The sequence below is a fragment of the Pedobacter anseongensis genome, assembly GCF_037482965.1.
Classification (GTDB): Bacteria; Bacteroidota; Bacteroidia; order Sphingobacteriales; family Sphingobacteriaceae; genus Pedobacter; species Pedobacter anseongensis.
Map to the genome: position 1 here is coordinate 151,213 of NZ_JBBHKB010000003.1, position 25,267 is coordinate 176,479.

At 37.8% G+C, this 25,267-nt stretch carries 21 protein-coding genes; 1 reads left to right on the forward strand and 20 read right to left on the reverse strand.

What is annotated here, in order from left to right; translation table 11 throughout:
- Window positions 1–73 precede the first annotated feature (73 nt).
- The 7 genes from WG904_RS11420 to WG904_RS11450 form a co-directional block, all read right to left on the reverse strand.
- Entirely contained in the window at window positions 74–1,624 is a 1,551-nt protein-coding gene (locus tag WG904_RS11420; RefSeq protein WP_339579448.1) for a pectate lyase family protein, read from the reverse strand.
- A 160-nt stretch (window positions 1,625–1,784) separates the two neighbouring features.
- Window positions 1,785–3,443: a polysaccharide lyase gene (locus WG904_RS11425; RefSeq protein WP_339579449.1), complete on the reverse strand. Its 1,659-nt coding sequence runs from the start codon at window positions 3,441–3,443 to the stop codon at window positions 1,785–1,787.
- Window positions 3,444–3,742: 299 nt separating this feature from the next.
- Window positions 3,743–4,699: a hypothetical protein gene (locus WG904_RS11430; protein WP_339579450.1), complete on the reverse strand. Its 957-nt coding sequence runs from the start codon at window positions 4,697–4,699 to the stop codon at window positions 3,743–3,745.
- A gap of 48 nt (window positions 4,700–4,747) precedes the next feature.
- Window positions 4,748–6,604 (reverse strand): RagB/SusD family nutrient uptake outer membrane protein, encoded by a 1,857-nt coding sequence (locus tag WG904_RS11435; protein WP_339579451.1) that lies wholly within the window; start codon window positions 6,602–6,604, stop codon window positions 4,748–4,750.
- 10 nt (window positions 6,605–6,614) lie between these two features.
- Complete coding sequence (locus WG904_RS11440) at window positions 6,615–9,764, reverse strand: SusC/RagA family TonB-linked outer membrane protein (RefSeq protein WP_339579452.1); 3,150 nt, start codon at window positions 9,762–9,764, stop codon at window positions 6,615–6,617.
- Between the two features lie 38 nt (window positions 9,765–9,802).
- Window positions 9,803–10,465, reverse strand: a complete 663-nt coding sequence (locus tag WG904_RS11445; protein WP_339579453.1) for a DUF3826 domain-containing protein — start codon at window positions 10,463–10,465, stop codon at window positions 9,803–9,805.
- A 9-nt stretch (window positions 10,466–10,474) separates the two neighbouring features.
- Complete coding sequence (locus WG904_RS11450) at window positions 10,475–12,112, reverse strand: fucose isomerase (RefSeq protein WP_339579454.1); 1,638 nt, start codon at window positions 12,110–12,112, stop codon at window positions 10,475–10,477.
- Between the two features lie 240 nt (window positions 12,113–12,352).
- Here WG904_RS11450 and WG904_RS11455 point away from each other — a divergent pair, with 240 nt between their 5' ends.
- Window positions 12,353–13,222, forward strand: a complete 870-nt coding sequence (locus tag WG904_RS11455) for an AraC family transcriptional regulator (protein ID WP_339579455.1) — start codon at window positions 12,353–12,355, stop codon at window positions 13,220–13,222.
- 8 nt (window positions 13,223–13,230) lie between these two features.
- Here the strand turns inward: WG904_RS11455 and WG904_RS11460 are convergent, their stop codons facing one another.
- From WG904_RS11460 to WG904_RS11520, 13 genes are all read right to left on the reverse strand, one after another.
- The gene (locus tag WG904_RS11460; protein ID WP_339579456.1) at window positions 13,231–13,869 is read right to left on the reverse strand and encodes a YceI family protein; all 639 of its coding nucleotides are present in this window, start codon (window positions 13,867–13,869) and stop codon (window positions 13,231–13,233) included.
- A gap of 106 nt (window positions 13,870–13,975) precedes the next feature.
- Entirely contained in the window at window positions 13,976–14,620 is a 645-nt protein-coding gene (locus tag WG904_RS11465) for a YceI family protein (protein ID WP_339579457.1), read from the reverse strand.
- A gap of 72 nt (window positions 14,621–14,692) precedes the next feature.
- Complete coding sequence (locus tag WG904_RS11470; RefSeq protein WP_339579458.1) at window positions 14,693–15,277, reverse strand: YceI family protein; 585 nt, start codon at window positions 15,275–15,277, stop codon at window positions 14,693–14,695.
- 117 nt (window positions 15,278–15,394) lie between these two features.
- Window positions 15,395–16,102 (reverse strand): hypothetical protein, encoded by a 708-nt coding sequence (locus WG904_RS11475; protein WP_339579459.1) that lies wholly within the window; start codon window positions 16,100–16,102, stop codon window positions 15,395–15,397.
- Between the two features lie 25 nt (window positions 16,103–16,127).
- Entirely contained in the window at window positions 16,128–16,754 is a 627-nt protein-coding gene (locus WG904_RS11480) for a YceI family protein (RefSeq protein WP_339579460.1), read from the reverse strand.
- Between the two features lie 147 nt (window positions 16,755–16,901).
- Entirely contained in the window at window positions 16,902–17,603 is a 702-nt protein-coding gene (locus tag WG904_RS11485) for a sulfite exporter TauE/SafE family protein (protein WP_339579461.1), read from the reverse strand.
- Window positions 17,600–18,028 (reverse strand): FixH family protein, encoded by a 429-nt coding sequence (locus tag WG904_RS11490; protein WP_339579462.1) that lies wholly within the window; start codon window positions 18,026–18,028, stop codon window positions 17,600–17,602. The genes WG904_RS11485 and WG904_RS11490 overlap by 4 nt, the downstream gene beginning before the upstream one ends.
- A 32-nt stretch (window positions 18,029–18,060) precedes the next feature.
- A complete protein-coding gene (ccoG, locus tag WG904_RS11495) occupies window positions 18,061–19,422 on the reverse strand; it encodes a cytochrome c oxidase accessory protein CcoG (protein ID WP_339579463.1) in 1,362 nt (453 codons plus the stop codon).
- Window positions 19,400–20,290 carry a cbb3-type cytochrome c oxidase N-terminal domain-containing protein gene (locus tag WG904_RS11500; protein ID WP_339579464.1) on the reverse strand — a complete coding sequence of 297 codons (891 nt, stop codon included), beginning with the start codon at window positions 20,288–20,290 and terminating at the stop codon, window positions 19,400–19,402. The genes ccoG and WG904_RS11500 overlap by 23 nt, the downstream gene beginning before the upstream one ends.
- On the reverse strand, window positions 20,277–20,459 hold the full coding sequence (locus WG904_RS11505) for a hypothetical protein (protein WP_339579465.1): 183 nt from the start codon (window positions 20,457–20,459) through the stop codon (window positions 20,277–20,279). Before WG904_RS11505 ends, WG904_RS11500 begins: the two co-directional genes overlap by 14 nt.
- Before the next feature lie 2 nt (window positions 20,460–20,461).
- Entirely contained in the window at window positions 20,462–22,600 is a 2,139-nt protein-coding gene (gene ccoN / locus WG904_RS11510; RefSeq protein WP_339579466.1) for a cytochrome-c oxidase, cbb3-type subunit I, read from the reverse strand.
- A gap of 106 nt (window positions 22,601–22,706) precedes the next feature.
- Window positions 22,707–22,898, reverse strand: a complete 192-nt coding sequence (gene ccoS / locus WG904_RS11515; RefSeq protein WP_339579467.1) for a cbb3-type cytochrome oxidase assembly protein CcoS — start codon at window positions 22,896–22,898, stop codon at window positions 22,707–22,709.
- Window positions 22,895–25,267, reverse strand: a complete 2,373-nt coding sequence (locus WG904_RS11520; RefSeq protein WP_339579468.1) for a heavy metal translocating P-type ATPase — start codon at window positions 25,265–25,267, stop codon at window positions 22,895–22,897. Before WG904_RS11520 ends, ccoS begins: the two co-directional genes overlap by 4 nt.

Genomic DNA, 25,267 nt, shown 5'->3' on the forward strand with positions numbered 1-25,267 from the left:
GCGAGGAGATATCTATTTAAATTATCCGATAGTTCTCTCCTTTCGTCGAGATGACGTGATTTTGTAAGGTTTATTATTTAATTAAAGGTTTAACCGTACTTACTGGCACCAAACTATTTAAATACTCTTCAATATTCGCATATCCACTCTTTGATATTTTTGCGGCATCTGAAGCATTTTTAGGGTTTAATCCATTTTTTACCTCCCAAGTATCTGGAATACCATCCCTATCGGTATCAAGATAAGGTTTTCCTTTGTATTCGGGGTAGCCACCAACTTGAGCAATGTCTGAAATAATTCCTTTTTTGTACGAATCTTCTGGGAGACGACGTTTTACATACTGTTGTTTAGCAGGTAATTTTCCATCTTCAATAAGGGAAATTTTACCGGTTTTTACCTGTTCAATTATACGAGTATCTACAGGATCGCGTAAGGGCAAAGTTGCGCCAGCATTTGCTAAAACATAGGTATAGGCAGCTTTTGCATCGATTAGGCTAACTTTTGCCATTGGAAGAGGGGTATCGGTACGAATAGAATCGAGCAATTTCTGTTTGTCTCGTTTCGACTCAGGCTGTACGCCTCCATTCCAATTGTTTTTTGTTACTTTTTCATTTCCTTCAACGATGTTGCCCGTTACATAGGCACGTCCAAAAGCATCTTTAAATTTAATGTCCCTACCCGACTCAGGCTTTAAAATCCGATAGGCTATAGGTTGGCCGGGTGGAGTTATTGGACCAGGCTTGTAATAATTATTTATAAAACTATAAAATGAAGCATTATCGCCGCCATCGGCACTCCGGTTCCACCAGTTAAACACCACGTTGTTCACAAAACCAAAATCGCCATACATACCCACAGAAGGGTTACGGCTAATATTCGATGCCCATAAATTACGGATAAATGTACTGTTTAAACCTCCAAGGGTGCTTCCAAAGGCATGGTTATAGGTGTCTAGCGCTTCCGAAAAAATGGAATTTTGGATGGTAATGTTTACGGTAGGTAGTTTTTGTGGTTTAGTGCCATCTTTCGGATCGTACATGTGGCGGTACATCGACATATTTTCGTCTAATCCCCAACTGGCCGATACATGATCGATAATGATGTTTCCTACTGGATTACCACCAATAGCATCATCTCGCCGCGTTACATCAGTAGCTCCTCTACGAAAACGCATAAAGCGGATAATCACATCATGCGTATTTAACCAAACCGATTCGCCAGCTACGCAAACTCCGTCGCCAGGGGCACTCTGACCTGCAATAGTGATATAAGGTGCTCTGATAATCAGCGGTGTTATTAATTTAATAATGCCCGAAACGTTAAACACAATAATTCTTGCTCCCCCTTGTTCGCAGGCTTCTCTTAAACTTCCAGGGCCTGCATCAGCAAGTGTATTTACTACATACACTTTTCCACCACGACCACCAAAAGCATAGGCACCACCACCTTCAGCCCCCGGAAAAGCAGCTAAGGTAGATTGGGGTAAATCGCTTGGTTTAGCCGCCCATGGAAGGTATGGCTTACCCAATTTTGCTTCTGCATCAACAATAGGTTTTACTTTTAAAAACTGTAATTCTGATTTTCTTTCGATTTCAGCAAGCAAGGAGTCTGCTTTTTTCTCCATCGCTTCTGGAATAACCGGGTATTGAGCGAAGGTTGATGAGAAAGAAAAAAAGCAGCATATAATAAGCGTTAACGGTGAAGCTAAGCAGTTTCTTTGGTTATTTGCGCTTTTCGATTGATTACACAGATGAAGTGATTTCACGGATTTTTTTATTAATTTACTACTTTATTGGTTTAACCGTACCCAACGGCACCACACTATTTAAATACACTTCGATATTCGCATAACCGCTTTTTGAGATTTTTGCTGCATCCGCCGCATCTTTTGGGTTAAGGCCAACTTTAATTTCGTACGCATCAGGCATCCCATCGTTATCGGTATCAATATAGGGTGTACCTTTGTACTCGGGGTAGCCCCCTACTTGACTGATGTCGGTAATAATGCCTAGTTTATACGAATCTTTTGGTAAGCGACGGTGTTCAAAATCTTTTTCGGGCAAGGGCACACCTTCGATATAATCTATTTTACCCGTTACTACTTGCTTAATTACACGTGTATCTACAGGGTCTCTCTTGGGTAAATTTGCACCGACGTTCGTTAATACGTATTTATGTGCTTCTAGTGTTGGTAAAAGTGTAATTTTTGCCATTGGAAAAGGCTTATACACACGCATAGCAGCAAAGTAAGGTTTTGCCTGCTCATAAGTCATCAAATTCCCTTTTTTATCTTCAACTTGAACGCCACCATCCCAATTGTCTTTCGTTACTTTTGAATTACCTTCGATAACGTTTCCATTCACGTAGGCACGGCCAAATACCACGTAAGGCAATTTACTACGACCAGATTCGGGTTTTAAAATGCGATAGCTTATCGGATCTTTTAATTCGGTAACAGGCCCAGGTTTATAATAGTTGTTAATGATGTTGTACAAAGCTGTATAATCGCCACCATCGGTAGATCGGTTATTCCAGTTAAAAATAACGTTGTTTGCGAAATTGAAAATACCATTCCAACCAATTGATGGATTTCTAGCCCCATTATCGGCCCAAAGGTTACGCATAAAAGTACAATTCTCGCCACCTAGGGTACTCCCAAAAGCATGGTTCCAGGTATCTAGGGCTTCAGAAAAGATCGAATTTTGGATAGTGATGTTTACCGTTGCCAATTTATCTTCGATTTTCCCTGTACTATCGTTATACATGTGGCGGTACATAGACATGTTCTCATCTAATCCCCAACTGGCCGAAACGTGATCGATCATGATATTGCCAACAGGGTTACCACCAATAGCATCGTCTCTGCGACCTACATAAGTTTCGCCACGCCTAAAGCGCATAAAGCGGATGATCACATCGTGGGTATTGATCCATACCGACTCGCCAGCAACACAAACACCATCGCCAGGGGCAGTTTGGCCAGCAATGGTAAGGTAAGGTGCACGAATAATTAAAGGGGTTTTGATGCGGATGATTCCCGCTACGTTGAAAACGATGATTCTAGCTCCACCTTGCTCGCAAGCATCACGTAATGAACCTGGCCCGCTATCGTTTAAATTCTTCACTACGATTACTCTACCACCACGACCACCAAAGCTATAAGCGCCACCACCTTCGGCACCCGGAAAGGCAACTAATTCAGATTGCGGCAAGTCTGTTGGGCGACCCGCAAAGGGAATATAGGGCTTACCCTGTTTTGCTTCCTTTTCGATGATAATTTTAGCTTTTTCCCAAGCAATATCAGAATGCTTACGTGCTGTCTCCATCATTTCGTCAGAAGCCTTTTGAACGTCTGCCGGAATTTTTGGGTATTGGGCAAAAACGAAAGTTGTAGAGAGTATTAATGAGGTTGTTAGCAACAAGCCTACTAATTTTTTGTTCATATCCTGAAGTATTTATTTTGGTTAGAAAGTATATGTTCTTTCAAATTTAAACGCTAAATACGGCTATTTAATCTATAATCTTCTCATGGTACTGTACAATCTTACCCTTAGCCCAATTATCGCGTAACAATGTTATCTCAAATCTATAAAATTTTCATCAGTAAATATACTATTCACTGATAAATATAAATAAAAAAAGGGATACATCCGTATCCCTTTAACCAAATATACTAAAATACATAAATAAACTACCCCATTTTATGCTTCTAGCAGTATCTGATGGATGATTTTACATCCCTTTATTTTTGAATTTTAATACTTACATTGATGTAAGGCTTACTATTTAAGTCTTCAGTAACCCTACTCACTAGCATGATACCATATTTACCTTCTGGAGTTTGAAAAAACACGGCACTTCCTGCTGCTAAACCAGCAGCAGCCGTGGTTGCAACCGTATTGTTTAGATTTATGTTTCTTGCTTTCGCTAACGTTTCGATAGTTGATCCCGAAATTGCACTATTGGTAAAAACAGTGGTTTGACTGGTTACAGGTGCGCTAAATTTAGTTACTCTTTTTTCCCAAGAACTTACATCATAAATTGGGAACGTCGTAGCTGGAGCACTGGTATTATACAAATTGATGGCGTAAAGTGGATTTCCTTGCGAATCCTTATACAAAGTTCTGTAAATTCCAAAATCGATTTTTGCAGCATTTGCAGCTCCATTTGTGTAGCTATAGGTAGAACCATCGCTTAGTGAAACGAATGAGGGTGTTGCTTTCGTAGTACTGTCTGGTAGAAAAACTTCTCTATTAGCATAAATCATATAACTTGGGTTCACCTCAACAGTTACTTTTTTATATCCATCACCAATATAGACACCTTTTTGGTTTAAAGCATACACACGATAGCTTGCTTTTCCATCTCTATTTGCTACCATTTTGATGATATTTGAGAAGCTTCTTCTTTGGGTATCATCTGTAATGGGGGTGGTAATACGGGAAGGCTGCTGCGTACCTGCAGAAGTTTCGACCACATAAGCGTACATATCTTCTGATGCCGAATTGATCGTAAAATCAATCCATACTTCATCTTTGTCATTTACCACTTTATAATCGGTAACACAACGCGGATCGCTGTTGTTATAGGTTACCGTTACATCATCAAACATGGTAAATATATTTTCTGCTTCCTCTTTACAGGCAGCGAACAATAGAACGCTTGCAAGGAGAAATAACTTTTGAATATTTAGTTTCATTTTTTTATCTTTTTAAATCAGACAATTTGAGTTTATTATTTCTTAATTCTAATCTAATGGGTCAAACGTTCCACCTGGCCATCCAACAGTTGTAGCGATGTTAGACCCAAAATTCACAAAATCGTTATGGAACGTATAGAAATAATGAAACTCTGGAATGTTATAAGCGTTAAAGTTTGGCGTAGTAATGGTATTTCTAAAATATTTCGTAAACGTTGCCTTGTCATCAAAGTTCAGCGTTTCTCTAAACATTTCGCCATTCGTTGAGGCTTCTAATACTGCTTTATCTGAAGATTTTATTAATGTAAGCTCCATTTTAGCCATATTGCCCGTTAATAAATGCATGGTGCGTGTTCTCCTGAGATCGGCATTACGTTTATTTTCGAAAGCGAACTCAATTCTACGTTCGCCTAGAATTAATGTACGTAAATCGGCTGTACTATTCGCCAATCCCAATCCGTAATCAGAATCACCAGCAACCACTCCTGCTCTCACTCTAATTTGTCTAACCATGTCTTTCGCCATTGTAATGTTTCCGGTTTCGTTTAAACAGTCGGCATAATTTAACATCACTTCTGCTAATCTTAGATCTATCCAATCCATACCACTTCCGCCAACACCATTTGAATAAGGCACAGAACCTGCAGCTAACCCTGGCGTAGTAAAACGTTTCACGTATACCGCATTCCCATTCGATTCGTTAATTGCATTATTATATGTGTATTGTTTTCTGTTTGCATTGCCACTTAAGGGATAAACACTTCCGTTCACAGCGAAGGTAGCTTCGAATCGAGGATCTCTATTTTGCCAGTACATGATGGCATCATAAGGAAAATCTGACGAAGCTCCCAATGGCTTACCATCTTTCATTGGATAGGCATCTAACATTTTTGTGGTAGGAACATACATGGCATGATACGAGCCTCCTTCAGATGTTGGTCGATTACGCGATTCGCCTTGGTGGCCTCTATTGCTAATGGTATTCGAATAACTTCTTACCAAGATCGCTTCTGTATTTGCTGTTCCTTCAGTACGGAAAATATCGAGGTAATTGGGCATCAATTTTTTTCCTGCTGCGATACACAAATCGTACGCTTCTTTATTCGCCGTTAACGCTTCCGTCCATCTCGATGCTTGATAAGGGTGTTTTGGATCATTAGTTGGATTAAATTGCGGACTTGCCCAATATAAAAGCACCTTAGCTTTGATACAAGCAGCAATCAATTTAGTGATTTTACCTCTTCCATCGCCGTCGGCTGGATTAAAGCCTTCAAGCATGGTCATTGAAGTATTCAAATCGTTGATTATAGCAGCAAAACATTCCTTAGCACTTTTTCTTCCACCTGTATATACACTATTAGCCAGCTGTTGCTCCAAAATTAGCGGAACACCGCCATACACCTTAACCAGTTCAAAATATGTTATTGCTCTGAGCGCATGGTATTGACCTAATAATTCATTCTGTTTAGCAATCGCCATTTTACCTTTCGGAATATTAGTAATTGCATCATTACATCGTGCAATATCCCAATATTTATTATCTCCCGGATTACCACGATATTGATTACCTACAAGCCCTCTAACATCATTTACACCTAATTCGCCTTGTAACCCTAACGCAGCTCGCGCATTCGCATCACCATTTGGAAAATAATTTTCATCACTTGCAATATGTGTTCCATAGCGATCAGGGACTACTTGTAATGGAAAGGCGGGGATAGTTACGTCATACACTCTATTTAAATGTAATTGAACCGAGCCTTCATTATCCCATATTGCAATGTCTATACCCTCGGTATCAGGTAAGAGAAAAAATTCGTCTTTGTTTACGCAGGCTGGTAAAGCTGCTGCCATGGCTAAAACCAACAAAGACTTCGATATATTATTTTTTATTTGCTTAATCATTTTCTTAAAATTATAAGTTAACACTTAATCCTAAAGAGATTGTTCTCAAAATTGGATAATCATAGGCACTTGAGGTATATGGATCTTTGTAAGGAAGGGGATTAACAATAGTCCATAGATTATTTCCTGTTAATAATAGGCGCGCACCTCCAAGTCCTAACCTTCCTGCAAATGCCTGTGGCATTCTATAGCTCAAGGTCATGTTATTGATACGAACCATGGTTCCATCAACAGCCCAGAAATCAGAGTTCCTTACTAACGATGGATCGTCGAAGCGAGGAAATTTACCTTCCATTGGATTTTCTGGCGTCCAACGATCTTGCCAAATCGTAAGAATGTTTCTAGTTACCGAAGGAGCTATTCTTCCTCTGCTATCATAAAACACTTTTCCGCCCAATCGTGCATTAATATTAGTGCTTAATGCAAAGCTCTTGTAGGTTAAGTTTAGTGATATTCCCGACCCAAAGAATGCACTTGTATTATCGAACATTGGTAGCATATCGCTATCTGAAATTACACCATCGCCGTTGGTGTCTTCATAATATAACCATCCAGGTTGTGGAACGCGATCATACACTCTGTAGTTAGGATATTTAGCCATCCATTGATCTACCTGTGCCTGTGTTCTAAACATTCCGATATTTTTTAACCCAATATTACTTGAATTGTAAACACGCGGATCCGTACCAAAACTAATTAACCAATCGTTCGCTATATTATTAAAGAGGTTGCCCGGCGCATAAAGTTCTCTTTCTACAATTGAATTGCCATAAGAAAAGTTAATGTTTGCGCTCAGATTTAAATCTGTAGCTAGCTTAGCTTTATAGCCAATGCTAAATTCAGATCCCCAATTGTAAGTTTGTCTGTAATTGATTACTGGAGCTGCAGTACCGAAATACTGTGGATATAGGTTATTTCCACCCAAATCGAATGCATCGTAGTTATAATTTTTAAATACCTCAACACTAAGATCAAGTTTGTTGTTAAACATTGACGTTTCTAACCCTAAGTTGTAGGTTCGTTTCTTTTCCCAAGTAATATCGGGATTAGCCAAACGCGAGCGATTCAAACTGTTTTGTGTAGAGTTTCCGTACAAGTACCCATTCGTTACATCAATTTGAAATCTATCTTGCCATAAACGAGTTCCCACCCTATCGTCGCCAGTAATACCAACGTTCAGTTTCAATTTTAAGAAATTAATAAAGCTTAATGATTTAGCATTTTTAAAGAAATTTTCTTGACTAATTATCCATCCCACTCCTGCATTTGGTGAAACACCCCAGCGATTTCCAGTAGCAAACTGAGAAGAAGCATCAACACGAGCAATTACTTCAACTAAATATTTCTTATCAAAGTCATAATTAAAGCGACCAAAACCTGAACGTTTAGAGGTAGCTGACCTTCCAAAATCCTGCCGCGCTAATGTAGAAGCATCGAAAGCCCAATATTGATCTAATCCCGGAATTAATTGATTTGTATAACGTACCGTTGAGGCCGATGAGTTGCCTTCGCTCTGCTCACCCCCAACTAGCAAACCTGCCGTATGTTTACCGAACGTTTTATTATATTGCAAGGTAATAAACCCCTGATAACTGTTGTTTTCGGATACACCTGGCGTGATGGTTGCTGAAGCCGCTGTAGTTACTTCTCTATACGAAGAAGTTGAAGATGTATTCACTAGCTGATCCGTAAACAATTCATTATTATTTCCCGTTCTAGCATAGTTAAAGATTCTATACGGAGGTACGTATTGCGTACTTTTAGTTGCACCGCTCGATTGCGAAATTTGAAATTTAGCAGAAAAACCCTTTAAAAATGTTGGTTCATAGGTTAAACTTGTATTAATTCGGTAGGCTTTACTACTCTGATTATTATAATATCCAGATTCTACTTGGGCTTGCGGATTTACTAAATTATTATAGTTCACAAAATTCCCATTGATACTGATGGGCACCCATCTCGGGATGCTTACAATCCGTTCAAAGAAAGGTGCATCGTTATCCGAAGCATTATGGTGCTGCTCTCTCGTTCCGTAATCTACATTAAAGTTTACATCTGCTTTTAGGCCAGCCGCTAAAGTTGCAACTAACCCACTTCTAAAACTATATTTATCAAATTTCATTCCCGCGTAATTGGCATTTTCGCTTTGATAACTACCCCCTGCAAAAAACGTGATCTTTTCACTACCGCCAGAAAGGCCGATATTATGTCTTTGTGTTGTTGCAGGCTGCCATATTTCATCGTACCAACTTTTATAATTTAAAGTTTTGATGTAATCTAAATCTGCCTGTGAAAAAAGTTTCGATGTGCCATCGCTTTGAATTCTAATCCCATCGTTCACGAGTTTTGCATGTTCGTAACCTGATAACATTTCAGGTTTGCTTGCAGCATCAGAAACCCCTACATATCCGTTATAGGTTATGCTCGGTTTGCCTACTTTTCCTTTTTTTGTTGTAACTAGAACAACACCTTTTGCACCAGAAGCTCCATATATGGCCGAGGAAGCATCTTTCAAAAATGTAATATCATCAACCATCGACGGATCAATATTGTCAAACGCGTCTCGGGTTACTGTAATTCCATCAACCACATATAATGGCTCGTCGGTAGCCCCCGGTACTACATCAGATGATGTTGAGTTTCGAATGTTTAAGGTAATTGGAGAACCTGGGCGACCAGACACTTGGCTTACGCCTACCCCAGCGATTCTGTTTCTCAAAGCTCCAGAAATATTTGGCGCAGGGATATCCATCAAATCTTCGCCCTTTATGGTAGCAGAAGCTCCTAATGCCTCACTTTTTTTCTTGGTACCATAACCAACGTTAATAATTTCTACCGCTTCTAGAACCGTTTGATCGGCGAGTAAAGTAACATCAATTTTAACACGGTTACCTACCGGTATTTGCTGGCGCACAAAACCGATGTACGAAAATACCAGCACATCTTGGTCTGATTTTACCTGAATGGTGTATATACCCTGCGCATTTGTACTTACGTTACTGGGTATCCCCTTAATGCTAACATTTACTCCAGGAATAGCGTCACCAATTGCATCGGTAACCTTACCTGTAACCTTTCGGTCTTGAGCAAATAAAACTGTACCCGACAGGAGCAGTACCAGCAAGGACAATGAAAATTTACGTAGAATTTTTGAGTTCATATTTATGATTTGGTTAGTTTTTGATTCGATTTAATACGTTAATGATTGGTTTTTGCGGCCTCTATTCTCTTTTGCCATGCTATCCCTTCCTTTTTTAAGTCGTAACCTTCGGCTGATAAATAATTATTGATCTTACCTTTGTACTTCCCGAACATGGCATGTTTTTTATCGGACGATTCGGCATCCATTGCTTTTTCTCGCGCTTCGGTAAGCCAAGTTAAAATCTGTTTCTTCTGTTCATCGGTAAGGGTAAGTATTTCTTCCTGGTAGGCCTTGAAAGTAAGTGGTAAAACGCCATAAGTCATACCATCTTTAATACCCTCAATTTGCTGTGCATTTAAATGCTTAGCCAATTTTCTTAAATATTCATGATGCAACTTGACAGTTTTAACTTCTGTATTTGCATTTTCTTTGGCTAAAGCAACCTCACGAACTGATTTTTCGGTGTATTTTTCTTTTATCACTTTTATAGCTAAATCACGAGCAGCATACACATCATTCAAATTGCTGTATTGATCTCTAACAATAGCACTAACTTTTTCAGCTTTGCTGGCATTGTCGATTTTTAATGAGGCTACGATTTTGTTGGCCCGTTCGGTAATTACTTTAACATACGCTTCATTAGCTGAAACAGCATTGTTCTGTGCAAACGTACTTGTAACGTTTATTAATAGTAAAACTAGTATAGCAGAAAGCCTCATTTTCCCTTTTTAATTAATTGTTTTTTTCTTTATTAAGTTTACCTCTCCACAGAAATGTACTTTTAAACCCAATTCATCCATTGCCGCCGCTTTAATTCGGCAAGCTTCGTGCGCATTGGCCTCGTAATTTGCATATACCACATGTATATGGTTCGCTTTATGTCTTGCCATCATCTGATCGCGTGTTACCCCTTTTAATACCGCATGCATAATGGGCCATTGCGGTGTGGTTTCATTCCATCTTCTGGTGGTTTCTTCGGCAGGTAAGGCAACAACTTCACCCACACCTAAATCGCAATGCAATTCTTTATCGCAAACATATACCCTACTCCACACAATAAAACCTGGCTTACTTATCCCTTTTAGTGTACCCCCACCTAATCTAAAATACATGGGCGGCTGCCTTTCGCTACTTGCCCCAGCATAGCCATCGATAAAATGAGCAGCAGGTGCGGCACCTGAAATTAGAAAAAGCCAAACAAACTCGTCGATGCCCTCTCCTTTATAATGCTCGCCCCATCTAATATCGTGCAAGGTATTTTCGCCAGTCATGCCCATCTCGTTCCATAACTTATACGTAATTAAGGCATCTAAACCAGCGCATTCGTCGACTTCATTAAAATGAGGCAATGCTTTTTTGGCGTAAAGTTCTTTCCCTGAAGTAGAAAATACAGGTGGGCGATCGGAGTTATTCAATAAACCTTCTACAAGATCGCTAGCTACTGTTAAATCTTTTAATCCTTGCTGATATTGAATACCAATGGTATCGCAACTAAAATCATCCGCTATGCGAACGGAAGCAATATACATTTTGCATTGCTGCAAGGTTTGTTCTTTGGTTAATTCTGTTTCTTCGTTGCTGCCCCAATTAAACTTCATTCCTTTTTTCAGCAACCAGTTTAGCACCGTTTCTGCTTCTTTATCGCTAACCTGTAGCATGGAAGCATATAGGGCCGATTGACTTAACCTTTCCTTAAAAAATCCAGTTTTGTGTAAAAGTTCGTCCGGTATAATGGCATTGTACATTCCCATACAGCCTTCATCAAATACGCCCATAATTACTTTACGTTCTTTTAGGCCACGAGCAAAAGACCTGCCTTTCTTTTCGTCGGCTAAAGGAATTTTACTTAAGGTGAAACTTTTAACGTGACTTTGATCGTAGCTGATTTTTCCGGTCGACAACCATTCTTGCAGGCCATCAACAAAAAAATCGTCGTCGAAGTTCTCGCTCCATAATGTGCTGTATGCAATTTCTGCCTTAGTTAAGCAACCATTTAAATTAAGCATACCTACCAAGCCTGGCCATTGACCGCTCCAATTGGCAACAGTTAAAATAGGACCACGGTGTGTAGTTAATCCAGCAAGTACATGATGAGAATATTGCCAAACACTTTCGGCTACAATTAAAGGCTGATCAGGGTCGATTTCACGAAAGATATCCATACCCATTCGTTGCGAATCGATGAAGCCATGTTTTTTCGTAGAATTATAGGGATGGGCACGTTTTATAGACCAGCCAAATTTCTCAACTGCTGTTGTTAAATTGCTTTCCATTTGGAGTTGTGCAGCCCAGCAATTTTGGTTTGCTGAAAGACGTAAATCTCCACTCGAAACTAATACAATTTGTCCCTTAACACCCGGTTTCATAATTCATTAATGAACAAACAATTCATATAGAAATAGTTTGTCGGTTTATATTTTGGTTATTGCCTTATAGGCTTAATACAAAACTCACCAATCAAAAACACTATTTATTCTATTTTTTTATCAAATTAATATAGGATATTATCTTAAAACCTCCTACCTTTAATCTTTATGGATTTATGATTTGCTAAAATAAGCCAAAGATATAAAACCAACTATTTGTATTTTTTTGATGAACCAAAGATGAAACCTCATTTTCACAAAGTTCCAATTACGCTTCAAAGTTCGTTCAGTATTCGACACGATGTTAAGCCCGATTTTGGCACGGTTTGGCACTACCATCCCGAGCTAGAATTACACTATAATATTAAAGGTGAAGGGGTTCGTTTTATTGGCGATAACATCAGCAATTTTGTTTCGGATGAGATGGTGTTATTAGGCGAAAATTTACCGCATACTTGGCGGTGTAAAGATGAATATTTTCAGAATAATCCAGAGTTAAATGTTGAGGCGATGGTGATTCATTTTTTACCCGATTGTTTAGGCAAACACTTATTAAATTTACCAGAAGCCTATCTTATTCCTAAGCTGTTCGAAAAGGCAAAAAGCGGAATGATTATTCATGGAAAAACCAAAGATACTTTAGCAAGATTAATGGAAACGGCTGTGCATGCCACCAATTTAGACCGGATTATCATATTGTTAACCATCCTCAAAACGTTGGCCGAAACAGACGAATTTGAAACCATAACAACAAAGAGTACATTTTATCAATCAAATGAATCGGAAACACTGCGTATTAACAAAATTTGCACCTATACCCTATCTAACTATAAAAAGGACATTACTCTAGAGGAAGTAGCTTCATTAAGTAATTTAAGTATTACTTCATTTTGCAGGTATTTTAAGTTAATGACAAAGAAAACGTACTATGATTTTCTGATAGAAATTCGAGTAAGCCACGCCTGCAGGTTTTTAATTGAAAATAAATTACCTACAGAAATGATATGCTTTAACTGTGGGTTTAATAATGTTTCTAACTTCTATAGGCATTTTAAAAAAGTGACAGGGATGACGCCGTTAGATTATAAAAGGAAATATTTGAATGAGTAAAAGGACAATTAAAAATTAAGCAAAAAGTTAGATTTTGGGCCTAATAATTTAGAGTCTACCATCTTAATGTCCACTTCAAGAATTAACTCGTCTTTACTTTCGTTTTGCAAATCAGCAGGCAAAATAATACCAAATTCGTGTAAAAAGATAGTTTGTTTACCTTTTATACTTATCGATTGATCGGGACTTATGGTATAGGCTAATTGAAACGAAACCGGTCTTTTCACATTCCCAATGTTGAGTTCGCCAACGATATGAATCATTTTCATTACCGGTAGTACCATCACTTTTTGTTGGTCAAAACTAACAGTATTTGTATTGCTGGTTTTAAATAGCCCGAGAATTTCTGACTGAAATACCTGATTATCACTGTTAAATTCTTCAACGGGAATGTTAAATTGGAATTTTGTAATATCTACAAGGTTACCCTCCTCCATTATTAAAGTTGCAGTGCAATTAAATACATTGGCTACCATTTTTGTATCGAAAAACTGTGGGTTGGCCAGTGAAATATGCGAGTCGATACTTTTAAAAAGATGAGTTTCTTTACTGGTGCCAATAAATGCAATAGAGAAAATAAATCCACCAAGGGCAAAGGCGGTGATCAGAAAGGATCTGGTTACCGAGAAAGTTGATACATTTTTCATAAAGTAGGTTAAAATTTATTAGCCTAAAGTTAAACATATACAACAATGGCGTTTATGACCGCTATTTCATAAAAAAATGATTAAAATCACTTTTTTAACAGTTGAACTATTCATAATTAATTGCAAATTTTGATCTTGGCACAATCAATTCTTCATCTATCATTTTAAGGTTTAATTTTATTTTTATGCTGTTATCGACAACGTTTTTCAAAGCATCGGGTATTTTTAAACCAAACTCGGCTAAATCAATGGTTTGTTCTCCGTTAATCGAGATTGACTTATCCTTGTTTATAACATACGTAAATTGAAATGCAAGAGAATGCTCTACATTAGCCATGGTAAGCAAACCAATTACATGAATCATTTTCATGGTAGGCAATACCATAACCTTTTCTTGGACAAAGGAAACCTGAGTTACTTGATTAAGTTTGAATACAGTATGTATTGCAGATTCAATGTTTGGATTAGCAATATCAAATTGGTTAAACGGCACTTGAAACTGAAAGTTAGAGACATCCATAACTTTACCTTCATCGAAGGTGAAGTTTGCTTCGCAGTTAATGATGTTGCTGTTTGTTTTTTGTACTTGAGCCGAAGAAGCATTTGTTATTGCAACGGAAGAATCGAATGTTTTATAACGAACAGTTTCGTCTGATATACTAATAAATGATATAGAGAAAATAATTACGCATAGAGAAAGCAGGCTAACTAGCCCAACCCTGCTCAATGCAAAGTTTGAAAAATTTTTCACAATTTAAGAGGTTAATACTTACAGAATGGCAAGCAACTAATAAACAATAGAAAAGGCTTATTGTTTTTTTTTTTAATCCACCATCTTCATCTTTAGTTCGAAAACCACTTTTAATTCGTCTTTAGCCTTAATTAACTTCCCAACTCGTTGCGGAGCTACCAGCTTGAAGTCCGAAAAATTAACCGTCTGATGACCTCGCAACTGTATATAATTATTTACTGATTCGAATTCATAACAAATCTCGAACCTTTTGGTTACCCCAGCAATTTTTATGGCCACTAAACCCTTAATTGAATTTACTCGTTGATTTGGAGTTGGGAATTCTTTTAATGATAAAAAGGTAATGTAAAGGAAAGGAAATTCTTCGTGTTTTAAAGTTTTACGAAACTGATGAGTCATCATTAAATTATTACACTCGAAATTATTGACATTAAGGCTCAAAGCTCCCGTTAACAGCATTAAATCATTGGTTCTATTTATAGTGATGGTATCTGTTTTTGGATAGTTTAAAATGGCACAAGAGAATGTATTTACGTTCGTACTTCCATGTATGGTAAGGCTACTGTTTTGGGTTATTACCCATTTAGTAGCACTTTTTGGGGTCGAAAAGTTTGTTAAGGTAAATGTTAAGATAACAAGTATGATGTAATTAATCATGATTACTGATGGTAATATACGCATGATTGCGAGGCACGAAGCAATCACCTTACTAATTTCTGATAGCAGATTGTTTCGTGCCTCGCAATGACGCGAAGTGATAAAAATTCGTACGTATTAAAACCCTACAACGGCTTGAATAACATATGGAGATTTATGAATGTTTGCATCTTGTGCGGTTGCAACCAATTCATCAATATTCCCTTTAATCATCCCGTTAGAAACACCAACCATACCGAATAATCCACTTTTCTGAACTAAAACTTCTCCACCAATTTCGGTAGCAAAACCGTCCATAATGTAGTTTTCGATAAAGGGATTATAAATGGTTTGTCCGCCATCTGATCTACGAAAATGCTGATCGCCATAATTAACTTCCATGTGGCCAACTTTTATGGTGGTTACCGACATAATGTCTTTCCATAATGTACCTTTAAAAGGGAGTTGATCGAATTGAATATAACCGCCTTTAACCCAAGTTTCGTTATGGTGGCGAGATGATAAATAACTGGTTAAGTTTAAACGAATACCTTCAGCCAATTGCACATCCATAAATAAATTGGCGTTAGCCGTATTAAATCCAGGTGTAATTTTATATAATCCACCAGAAGCATTTTCGTGTTTTAAATTCTGAAAAGATTGAGTAAATCCAGCACCAAATTGAACCTTAAGTTTATCGAAAACCGTGGTACTATCTTTTGGTGTTTCGAACACGTTGATGCCTGATTTATCGTAAGGGCGCAGGTTGTTTACTTGAGCTTGTGTGGTAATGGTGATGAAGCCGAGCGAAAATACCGCAAGGGCCATAGCTAATTTATTGTTCATGATCTTATCATTAATTTGTGTGAGTTTATTTTGAGGTTACAGTTTTTGTGTAGTCTAAATCGAATTTGATAACTAAATTGTTGCCTACTTTCATGGCACCAAACATAAAACTTGGAGGTTCGATACCGTAGTCGGTTAACATTAGTTTTTCTGTTCCATGGCAACTGATGGAATTATCGGCATTTACCAAAGCCATTACTTTCATAGAAATAGTTTGTGTTTTACCGGCAATGTTTAATATCCCTGTTGTTTGTATCGAATATTTGTTGGCCTGCACGGCAGTTACTTCGGCAGAGGTAAGTTTGTAACTAATCTTTGGAAAGTCTGTAGCTTTAATGCTTTTATAAGTTCGCTCGTCCATTGATGATTTACCACTTTTTAACGATTTTGCTGCCACCGAAAAATTGAAGGCCGACAAACCTATAAGTTCATCCTTGGCATTAAACTTAAAGGCGCCTTGACTTTCGATATCTTTTGAAGTCATTTCCCAATCGTGAACATTAGATTGTCCATTTACAGTTACTTTGGTGCTATTATTCGATGCCACTTTGTAGATCGATTGTGCCATAATTACCTGTGGGGTAAGCAGGAAAAGTAAACTTGCAATTTTGAAGCTGTTCCAGCTAGACTGGAAATGGAAAGGTGTTTTCATAGTATGTTTTAATTAATTTTCTTAACCAAAAGTACCATGTATTGAAACTTATTTAAATGATAAACAACAGGTTAAAAATTGATTGGTGTCAGAATCGGGTTAACTCCTTAAAGAGTTATTTTTTCACCTAGATGTTAAAAAACACGCTTACTTACAAACCTCAACATTACCATGAGAATGGTAACCCATATCGGGCGATAAAAAAGGAACACCCAAATTCACAGAACGTAGTATAAACAGTGTTCCGATAAATAGCATAAACCAGGGAACCAGTTTATTCGTATTAAATTTAATATATCGTTTTAAATAAATTCCCCCGAGCGAAATCATTAACATCAACGGAGTTGTGCCTAAACCAAAAAGCAACATAAAGGTAACAGCGCCTGTTATGGAAACTGAATTTAATGCAGTTGCCAAGGCTAAATAAACCATCCCACAGGGAATTAACCCGTTTAATATCCCTGCAAAGAAACCCCATAAAGGTAAGCCGTATAATTTCCCCATTAATTTACTGATTGGCAAAACGAGGTGCATTTGGAACCCACTTAAGGTACTTACATATTTACCACTGAACTGTAATAAAGTAAAAACAACTAAAGTAGAGCCTACAATTAAACTAAGTATTTCTTGGTTAGCAAAAACACGAAAACTGTTTCCAAGGTAACCAACAAATAAACCCAAAACAGTATAGGTTAAAATGCGACCACATTGATAAAGCACTAACTGCAAGGCAGATTTTAGATGGTTTGTTTTTTGCAGAGGTAAACTAAGCATAATTGGACCGCACATTACAGCACAATGTAAACTACCCAACAACCCTAATAAAAAAGCTAAAGGCAAATTGCTCATAGGCTTAGGCTACTTTTAAATAAGTATTTTTTACCGTTACTCGACCAATTTAATTCTAAATACCATAAACCTGCAGCCCTATTTAACCTGTCTATTGAAATGATGTGACTTTCGGTTAAAGTAACTCCCTTTTTCAAAATATCATCTTTTTGAGTAGCTGGCCGCACTAACTTTAAAGCATAACTGGCACTATCTTTTAATTTGATGATAATTTGGCTTTTTGTAATAGTGATTACAGGCTCCATCTTGTCGATCATCATATTTCGGGTAGCATTATAGGATTGATCGTAATTGATGCCCTTTTCGTAATAATCTTCATCTACCAGCGCATCATTACCATGTACGCTGAACATGTATACTACCATGGCAATGATAAAGAGCATAAAGGCGATCATACCTAAAACGATTTTTGTTCCCCAGTTCATATTTTGATGTTTAGTTGTTTAGGTGTTTAGGTCTATTCAGGTTGAGAGAAGAACGTTGTAGCGGCAGTGCTTACTACTTTCCCATCAGAAACTACCTCGAAAGACACCTCAGATTTGTATTCCTTTATGTTTTTAGGTTCTTTAAACAAAAAGAAGGTGATTTGCGTACTTCCCTCTTTTGGTAAGTGTTTTGGCAGCTGGATAAATTTAATTTGATCGGCCGGGTCTTTTGATCTAAAAGTAAACTTAACCGTCTTATTGGTTTTGTTAATAAGTTCTGCATGATATAAATTGCTTATCGTGCCATCGGTATTGGTTTGATATAGTGTTCCACTTGCCCTTAACACTGTAGTTTCTACATCTTGCCGCTTATAAATTAAGCTCGAAAAAACAATCATCACCAAAGCCAGCACAGCTGCGTAACCATAGGCTCTTAAACTTAGCTTAAATGGTTTTTTATGTTGAATAAAATCTTGCGTAAAAAAACCTATTAAATTAACGGGCTTATTTATTTTGATCATTACTTCGTTACAACTATCAATACAGGCGGTACAGTTTACACATTCTAATTGCGTGCCTTGTCGAATATCGATTCCTGTTGGACAAACTTGTACACATAAACCACAATCGATACAGTCGCCTGTGTTTGTTTGGGCATTATTCTTTTGTAAATGCCCTCGCGGCTCTCCTCTCTTTTCGTTATACGCCACAATTAAACTCTGGTTATCGAGCAACACACCCTGCAAACGTCCGTACGGACAAATCACTGTACACACTACTTCTCTTACATAGGCAAACACTCCGTAAAATATAAGTGTAAATAAGCAAATGGAAAAAAAGCCAGAAAGGTGCAATGCAACAGGTTCGGTTATAATTTTGTACAACTGTTCAGATCCGATGATGTAGGCTAAAAATGTATTCGCAATTGCAAATGAAATAATCAAGAAAATAAGGTGTTTACTCCCTTTTTTAACAACTTTTTCAGTATTCCATGCTTGTGCGTCGAGTTTTTTCTGTTTGTTGGCATCTCCCTCTATCCAATATTCTATGCGTCTAAAAACCATCTCCATAAATATGGTTTGTGGACAAGCCCAGCCGCACCATAATCTTCCCAAAACCACTGTAAAACACACAATGAAAATGATAAAAATCATCATGGCTAAAGCGAATAAATAAAAATCTTGCGGTGTAAAAATTAGCCCAAAGAATACAAATTTTCGCTCTATAAAATTAAGAAGCACCAACTGTTCGCCATTAAGCTTTACAAATGGGCAGCCAAACAAAAACAGGAGTAAAAAATAGCTTACCCACTTACGGTAGGTATACAATTTTCCCGAAGGTTTCTTTGGGTACAAAAAATTGCGACCCTTTTTATTTTTTTGTGTTATTTCCATTTTCAACAGTATCCTTCACACTTTCTTCCTTATATAAATCTCCTTGTGGTGCTTTAGCATTAATGGGGTTAGTTCCTTTTAAGGTTAAAATATAATTGCTCAGCTCGGCAATGTTTTTGGCACTTAAATTTTTCTCCCAACTTACCATCCCTTTTGCAGGAACACCGTATTTAATGGTTTTAAAGATTTCGTTAATGCTCCCTCCGTGTAACCAATAGGCATCGGTAAGATTAGGCCCAATAATACCTTCACCATGTTCGCCATGACAAGCCTTGCAATTATTAGCAAACACTTGTTTCCCATTTACAACTAAGGCTGGATCAATTTTAACTGAATTTTCGTCGTACTTTTCTCCAGATTTAGCCAGAAAGGCTATTTTATCGGTTATGGCCTTCGCCATTTCATTTTCGTATTCCTGATCTTGTTTTGGTCCATATTCACCAATGTGATAGTAATAAAGGTATCCAGCCGCAAAAATCATGGTTCCATAGAAAAGCACATTAAACCAAGTAGGGACAGGATTATTAAGCTCGTGTATCCCATCATAGGCATGTGGAATAATCAGTTCTTCTTCCTTTTCTATGGGTTTAAGACTTAATAATTTAACCCATATGCTCGGCTTACCTTTCTTCTGTTTTAACCAGTCTTCGTAATTCAAAGGTGCTGGATCTTCATATTTCTGATAAGGCTTTAAATTATTCCGCTCTCTCAGCGTAACCTTAAATGCATTAAATAAAATGATGGTTACGAAAAGAAGAACCGCTGCAAAAATTAGCAAGGCAATAATTAAGACTTCGGTAACCGTTAAGCTAAAACCATCACCGGGTAAAGGTGTTGCATTGGCAAGTAATACACTAATGATTTTCATTTTCGTTAAGTTGAGGTTCGTTAATCGGCATTTGGCTCATTTGGTTGATGTAATTTTTATTTAACATTAACAGGTACGCCCCTACTAGAATAAAAAACACCATGAATATAAGTAGCGAGGCGATGAGGTAATATTCGCCACCAGCTAGATCTTTAATTTGTTTGAACATGATTATTGATTTGATGGAATAGTTAATTTATTTGCTTTAATATCGGTACCTAAGCGTTGCAAATAGGCAATTATTGCGATGATCTCTCGATCGCTTTTAACCTTAATGTTATTTTTTCTTAAATCTTTGGCAATACTATCTGCTTGTACCTTAAGCTCAGTGTTTGCTTCTTTATCGTAATCACTTCCATAAGGTACGCCGAGGCTTTGCATGGCCCGTATTTTACTTGCTGTAGTTGCAATATCTAGTTGTTGTTTAATGAGCCATGGGTATGAAGGCATAATACTACCGGGCGACATTGAAGTAGGATCTAACAGGTGGTTAAAGTGCCAAGCATTGGTGTATTTACCACCTATACGATGTAAATCTGGACCGGTTCGTTTACTTCCCCATAAAAATGGATGGTCGTACACAAATTCACCCGCCTTGCTGTAATCTCCATATCGCTCGGTTTCGGAACGGAACGGGCGCACGGTTTGGGAGTGGCAGTTTACACATCCTTCGCGGATGTACAAGTCTCTACCTTGCAATTCGAGTGGCGAATACGGTTTTACACTCGCTATTGTTGGTATATTCGATTGAATGGTAAACGTAGGCATCATCTCTACCATCCCTCCAATTAAGATAACAATTAAGGCCAATACCATAAACTTTATCGGTTTACGTTCTAATGCACGATGCCACTTTTTATCGGACGGATCTATCGTAGCATTTTTTGCTAAAGGCATGGCCTCGGCGGGCTCGTTAGCCACTAATTTCGCCTTTAACATGGTTTTACCAAGGTTAACCGCCATTACAATTACACCTGTTAAATACAAAGCTCCACCAATAGACCTTAGCACATGCATTGGAATAATTTGCAAAGTTGTGGTTAAAAAATTTGGGTATTTTAGCAGTCCTTCTGGCGTAAACTCTTTCCACATTAAACCTTGTGTAAATCCAGCCCAGTACATGGGTACGGCATAAAAAATAATCCCCAGCGTTCCTATCCAGAAATGAAAAGAAGCCATCTTTTTAGAGTACAATTCGGTTTTATAGATTCGAGGAATTAACCAGTACATAATACCGAAAGTTAAAAAGCCATTCCAGCCCAATGCCCCAACGTGTACGTGAGCAACAATCCAATCGGTAAAATGAGCTACTCCATTAATTTGTTTTAGCGATAAAAGTGGTCCCTCAAACGTAGCCATGCCATAAGCGGTTAAGGCCACCACCATAAACTTTAAGGTTACATCTTCACGAACTTTATCCCAAGCGCCCCTCAAGGTTAGCAAACCATTAATCATCCCACCCCAACTCGGAGCAATAAGCATAATGGAGAAAGCCACTCCTAACGATTGGGCCCAGCCTGGTAAAGAACTGTATAATAAATGATGTGGGCCCGCCCAGATGTAGATAAAAATGAGCGACCAAAAGTGAAGAATACTTAACTTATACGAATAAACTGGTCGATTAGCCATTTTAGGCAAGAAGTAATACATCATCCCTAAATAAGGAGTGGTTAAGAAAAAAGCAACCGCATTATGTCCATACCACCATTGCACCAGTGCATCCTGCACTCCAGCATATATATAATAACTTTTTAGAAAAGAGATGGGAAGTTCGAACGAATTAACAATGTGCAATACGGCAATGGTTACAAACGTAGCAATGTAAAACCAGATGGCAACATACAAATGCTGCTCTCTTCTTTTAAGAATTGTACCAAACATATTGATCCCAAAAACTACCCATATTAGCGTAATGGCAATATCGATTGGCCATTCGAGTTCGGCATATTCGTGCGATGTAGTGAAACCAAGTGGTAGAGTAATTACAGCCGAAACAATAATTAGCTGCCAACCCCAAAAGTGAATTTTGCTTAACACATCGCTAAACATCCTTGCTTTTAGCAAACGTTGCAATGAATAATATACCCCCATAAAAATGGCGTTTCCTACAAAGGCGAAAATAACCGCATTGGTATGCAAGGGCCTAATTCGTCCGAATGTAGTGTATTGATTGCCCAGGTTCATACTGGGTTTAAATAATTGCATGGCTATTAAAAGGCCAACGGTCATGCCAATGATACCCCAAATTAGGGTAGCCAATCCAAAATTGCGAACAATTCTGTTGTCATAGGTAAATTTTTCTAACTGCATAGTGTTTGTTTTGTGATGAAACAAAGGTATTTAGCAGGCTAGGTTTGACTGGTGATTACGGTTACAGCGAAAAGTGATTTTTATCACTTAATCGGGCCGAAAGTTTTTAGTCCGATAGTCCGGTTTTTCCGACTTTCGGATCTTCGGTGTTTTGAGATACCTCATCATCAAATAATATCCGAATACCGGGCGTAACCATATCATCATGCTGTCCATTTTTTAGCGACCAGAAAAAAGCAGCTAAAAAGATTAAAGCCATTACTATGCTACAGCCGATTAAAAAATAGAGAATGATCATGCTAGTTTGTTTTTACGTGCAAAAAAACGGGTGGCAATTGTAGTGAAGCTGATGATGGTGATGGTGCTTATAGGCATTAATACAGCTGCAACCAGTGGATAAAGTGTGCCTTGTACCGCAAAATATAAACCCACACAATTGTAACTAATCGCTATCGCAAAGCTGATTTTAATAATCATTAATCCATCTTTACTGAGCTGATAAAAATTCGGAAGATAGTGCATCGCGCTGCCCTTTAAAATGGCGTCACAACCTGGCGTAAAGTTGTTGATGTTATCGGTTATTGCAATCCCAAAATCACTTTGTTTTAACGCTCCAGCATCATTTAAGCCATCTCCGAGCATCATCACCGTTTCGCCAAGTTCTTGCTGAGCTAAAATCGCTTCCAGTTTTTGGTGTGGACTCTGTTCGAATTTCATCACCGTATGAGGAGCGAAAAAAGTGAGCAATTTCTGTTCGTCTTTATCCGTATCGCCAGATAAAACTTTTAGTTTAAATTTCTCTTGTAAAGTAAAAATTAGCGTAGCTAATGATGTTCTCCATTGCTGCTCTACACAAAAAGTACCTTTATAATTACTATCAATTACAATATGAACACCACTTTTTTGGTTAGTTTCTATTTTGAATGGCAAAATTTGTTCATTACCTGCATAAACCATTTGGTTGTTCACTAATCCTCTTATACCCTTTCCGGGTGTTTCTTTGTATTTTGCTATCGGATAGAAACTAGCGCAATCAAGGCTCTTTAGTATCTGCCTACTTAGCGGATGAGAGGAATGATTTAATAACGAAACCACCAATTTCTTTTCTTCAGCAGTTAGTGTTCCTATAAAATTTACATTTGCATTTTCGCTTGTGGTTAAGGTACCTGTTTTATCAAATACCATCGAATTGCATTTGGCCAATTGCTCTACCGCATCTGTATTTTTTACATAAAAACCCTTTTTATCAAAAACGGATAAAATAGCCGATAAGGTAAATGGTGTGCTTAAAGCAAGTACACAAGGGCAAGCTACAATAATTACGGCCGTAAAAGCCGCCCAAGCTCTATCGGTATGATGATTTACGAACCAATAGCCCATCGATGCAAAAGCGATTAGAAATACAACTAGGCTAAAATATTTTGCAATGCTATCGTTAAAATTCTGAGTGGTTTTAGGGGTATAATTTTCCTTATTCCATAAATTAGTGAGATAGCTTTGTGAAGCTAGTTTAACAACTTCTAATTCGATTCCTTCTCCTATTTGCTTACCACCGGCATAAATAATCTCTCCCAGCACCTTTTGTTTGGGTTCTATCTCACCAGTTACAAAGCTCATGTCCATCCAAGCTTCACCCTTCATTAAAATCGAATCGGCTGGCACCAATTCGCCGTTCCTAATCCATAACCGATCGCCAATAGCCAATTCGTTAATCGCTTTTGGTTTTTCCTTTCCGTCTTTAAGTGTGGTTATGGCTATCGGAAAATAAGACCTATAATCGCGATCAAAGGAAATATGATGATAGGTGCGCTGTTTTACCCATTTGCCCATCAATAACAAGAATACTAATCCTGTTAGGGTATCGGCAAAACCGGGGCTACCTGTAAATAATACGGAAAAGGCTGTCCTAACAAACAAAACCCCAATAATTAAAGCCAAAGGGGTATCTAGATTAATGTGTTTATGCTTTAAACTGGTATAAGCAGAAATAAAATAATCTTTTGCGCAAAAAAATGTTACTGGGATACAAAAAATTAGATTTAACCATCCAAATAGCTCTTGAAACTGTTTCTCGAAGCTGGAAAGACCAAAGTACTCGGGAAAACTGAACAACATTACATTCCCCATGCAGAAACCAGCAATCGCAATCTTAAGTATAAGAACTTTATTTACACTATTGCTATTTTTTTTTACTACATCCTGCAAATTGATAGAAGGTTCATATCCAATATGCACTAAAGTTTGCACTAAATTACGGAGCGAAATTTGATCGTGGTTGAAACTAATGGTTACTTCTTTTTTAATGAAATCGATCCTAGAATCGCCTATTGCGGAATTTATTTTATATAAATGTTCTAACAACCAAATGCACGAACTGCAATGGATTGCTGGAATATAAAATGTGATTATTGTATGTTTATCATCTCTATAGCTTATCAATTGCGCACTGATAGAAGGTTCATCAAGATAAGCTAAATGGCTGGATTCTTTAAATCTACTTCCAGGAGAATCATTATACGCATAATATGCACACATATTGTTCTCGGAAAGAATTTTATATACACTTTTACACCCTATACAGCAAAAATGTTTTTGCTCGTACACCAAATCGATGTTCGAAATTTCTTCACCACAATGATAACACGCTATTGCTTTTAACGTAGGCAT